This is a genomic window from Erwinia oleae, from assembly GCF_000770305.1.
Taxonomy (GTDB): Bacteria; Pseudomonadota; Gammaproteobacteria; order Enterobacterales; family Enterobacteriaceae; genus Erwinia; species Erwinia oleae.
The window spans coordinates 1-3,326 of record NZ_JNVB01000139.1 but is presented as its reverse complement, the minus strand read 5'-3'; the positions used below and the strand labels follow the sequence as shown (position 1 = coordinate 3,326).

The window sequence follows — 3,326 nt, the reverse complement described above, 5'->3', positions numbered from 1 at the left end:
CGCAGAGATGATCGCCGACCGCCAGGTATCGCGCGCGCTGAGCGTGCTTGGCGATTTTGTGGCCTGGCTGGGTTTTCAGCATCTGCCGGAAGCGCAGCGCCCGGAGAGTAAAATTAATCGCGGGCAGAAAATCTTCGCCAAACCGGAGGCGGGCCCCGCGCCTGGCGAGCGCCTGACTCGTTTGGCGTTGAAACCCAACAATCATGCGGCATTCTACATTTACGACTGGCTGGTGGGGTTGAATGAGATGATTTTACAGAATGCCGGCTGGTCCGCCGCCCGCGAAATTGACAGCGCGCATCGCGCCGAACTGGCTGCCATTTTGAAACTGACCGCAGGCGGAAAGTGAAGAGTAATCGACGCTGACGCTTCTGCTTATACGGTCGCGGCAAAGCTTTAGCGTCTTAAGGTTATCCTAATCTTCATTTGCGATCCTGAATTCCCCAACGGGTTTTCAGGATTTAACTATGTTTGCATATTCCCGACCAGTGATTGGTCGCGTTAGCTGGCTGATACTGTTTTCTCTCTATATTGCGCTGTTTTTAAACCTGGCTTTTTACCACAATGTGTTAAAGGCCATGCCGTTGACCTCCGCTCGCAACGTGATGGTATTTCTCTCCATGCCGGTGGTTGCCTTCAGCGTCATTAATATTGTGGTCACGCTGGCTTCATTTCTGTGTCTGGATCGTATAGTCGTTGCGCTTTTTATCCTGATGTCGGTGTTGGCGCAGTATTTTATTCAGAATTACGGCATTATTCTCGATCGCTCCATGATCCTGAATATGCTGGATACCACTGCCTCAGAAACCTTCGCATTAATGACGCCGCAACTGCTTGCGACGCTGTTCTTTGCGGGGATTGTGGTCATCGCCGCGAGTCTCTGGCTGCGTCACAAGCCTTATCCCTCTCTGATGTCGGCGATGGTTTATCGTCTGCTGAACATCCTCTGTTCTGGCCTGCTGATTATCATCGTTGCGCTACTGTTTTATAAAGATTACGCCTCGCTGTTTCGTAATAACAGAGAACTGGTCAAGTCGCTGAGTCCGTCTAACAGTATTACCGCCGTGCTTTCTTATTATCAGCACCACCGGCTACAGAATTTGCCGCTGATAAAAATTGGCGAAGATGCCAGGCTCGATCATGCAGTGGCGGGAAATACCAAAAAAAGACTGACTATTCTGATCGTTGGCGAAACGTCGCGCGGCGCTAATTTTTCGCTGGGCGGTTACGGTCGTCAGACCAACCCCCTTCTTGCGCAGGATAACGTTATCTATTTCCCTCATACCCAATCCTGCGGCACCTCTACGGCCGTATCGGTACCCTGTATGTTTTCAAATATGCCGCGCGCGCATTATGATGACGTTCGGGCAGGTCATCAGGAGGGGCTGTCAGACATTCTGCAACGCGCCGGGATCGAGGTGCTCTGGCGTGAAAATGATGGCGGCTGTAAGGGCGCGTGCGATCGCGTTCCTCATCAGGATATGAGTAGTCTGAATCTGCCGGGCATGTGCATTAAAGGCGAATGCTATGACGAGGTGCTTTTTAATAAGATTGAAGAGTATATTTCTCATCTTAACGGTGATGGCGTTATTGTTTTACATACCATCGGCAGCCACGGCCCGACTTATTATAATCGTTATCCGCCTGCGTTCAGAAAATTCACGCCGACCTGCGATACCAATGAAATTCAAACCTGCTCAAATGCGCAACTGGTCAATACCTATGACAACACGCTGCTCTATGTTGACTATATTGTTGATAAAGCGATTGGCGTATTGAAAGCGCATCAGGATCGTTTCACCGGCAGCCTGATCTATCTTTCCGATCACGGTGAATCGCTGGGCGAAAATGGCACCTATCTGCACGGTATGCCCTATGCCATCGCGCCTGATGTGCAAACACATGTGCCAATGTTAATCTGGCTCTCCGACGATTATCAGAAGCGCTTTGCCGTGACGCGTGACTGTTTGCAAAAACGGGCCACGCAGCCTTATTCACAGGACAATCTGTTTTCAACAATGCTGGGTATGACCGGCACCGTAACCAGGGAATATCGTGCCTCAGATGATATATTGTCAGCGTGCCGGGTGAAATAAGATGAAAATTTTAGTCGTTGAAGATGATGCGCTTTTACGGCAAGGATTGTTGCTGGCACTGGAAGGCGAAGGCTATATCTGTGACGGTGTAACTTCATCGCATGAAGCCGAAGCCTCTCTTACGTCGGGACTGTACAGCCTGCTGATTCTGGATTTAGGTCTGCCTGATGAAGACGGACTTTGCCTGCTGTCGCGGCTTCGCCGACAGAGAAAAGCGCTGCCTGTGTTAATTCTGACGGCGCGTGACACCATTAATGAACGCATTGCCGGACTGGACGCTGGCGCAGACGACTATTTGATCAAGCCCTTCGCCCTGGATGAGCTACTGGCGCGCATCCGCGCGCTGATCCGTCGTCATCTGAATCAGGCTGACAACGTGGTGACGGTAGGCAATATGCGCATGGACATGGTGCATCGTCAAATCCGGCTTGATGACAAGCTTCTGGAACTTACGCCAAAAGAGTATTCCCTGCTTTGCCGCCTGATGCTGAAGGCAGGCCAGCCGGTTCACCGCGAAATATTATTTAATGACATTTATAACTGGGATACCGAACCTTCAACCAATACCCTTGAGGTTCATATCCATAATCTGCGCGACAAGATTGGTAAGTCAGCCATTCGCACCGTGCGCGGCTTCGGCTATGCCTTATTAAAACCCGATAAAAGTGAGCCTGAATGAATCTCATGGCCGGCTGGCGGCAAAACCATACCACCCTTCGTTTTCGATTGCTGATGGCTATCGGGCTGATTATTTTTTTCTGCCAGGTGATTAGCGTTATTTGGCTGTGGCATGAAAGCAAGGAGCAGATTGAGCTGCTGGCCAACGCCTCCCTCGACCATCAGTTCCGGCAAAAGCACATTCATAAAGAGATCCGCGAAGCCGTCGCCAGCCTGGCGCTGCCGAGCCTGATCATGATCTCGCTGACGCTTACCCTCTGCTTTCAGGCAATCAAGCGCATTACGCGCCCTCTTTTTGAACTGCAAACCCATCTTGAAAACCGTACGGAAGATAATCTTCAGCCCATCGCTCAGGTGAGTTCTGTACGGGAAATTGATGCGGTCACCCATGCGATTAATCAGCTTGTTTCCCGAATATCCACCAGCCTGGAGCGTGAAAGGCTGTTTACTGCCGATGTGGCGCATGAGCTGCGCACGCCGCTTGCCGGCCTGAGGCTGCACCTGGAACTGATCGAGAAAAAAAACGGTGTGAACGTACAGCCGCTGATCCAG

The 3,326-nt window shown here is 51.1% G+C and carries 4 protein-coding genes; all 4 read left to right on the top strand.

The features are described 5' to 3' along the window. The coding region (locus GS12_RS22350; protein WP_235421333.1) for a virulence factor SrfC family protein at positions 1-349 on the top strand (349 nt) is incomplete at its 5' end. 118 nt (positions 350-467) lie between these two features. Beyond that, entirely contained in the window at positions 468-2,096 is a 1,629-nt protein-coding gene (gene eptA / locus GS12_RS22345) for a phosphoethanolamine transferase EptA (protein WP_034951121.1), read from the top strand. A gap of 1 nt (position 2,097) precedes the next feature. Further along, entirely contained in the window at positions 2,098-2,775 is a 678-nt protein-coding gene (gene pmrA / locus GS12_RS22340; protein WP_034951118.1) for a two-component system response regulator PmrA, read from the top strand. After that, positions 2,772-3,326 (top strand): histidine kinase dimerization/phospho-acceptor domain-containing protein (locus tag GS12_RS22335; RefSeq protein ID WP_407637876.1); only part of this gene is annotated, 555 nt, incomplete at its 3' end. The genes pmrA and GS12_RS22335, both read left to right, overlap by 4 nt.

Coding starts and splice junctions, on each gene's coding strand:
- eptA (WP_034951121.1), top strand. CDS start 468: ATGTTTGCATATTCCCGACCAGTGATTGGTCGCGTTAGCTGGCTGATA.
- pmrA (WP_034951118.1), top strand. CDS start 2,098: ATGAAAATTTTAGTCGTTGAAGATGATGCGCTTTTACGGCAAGGATTG.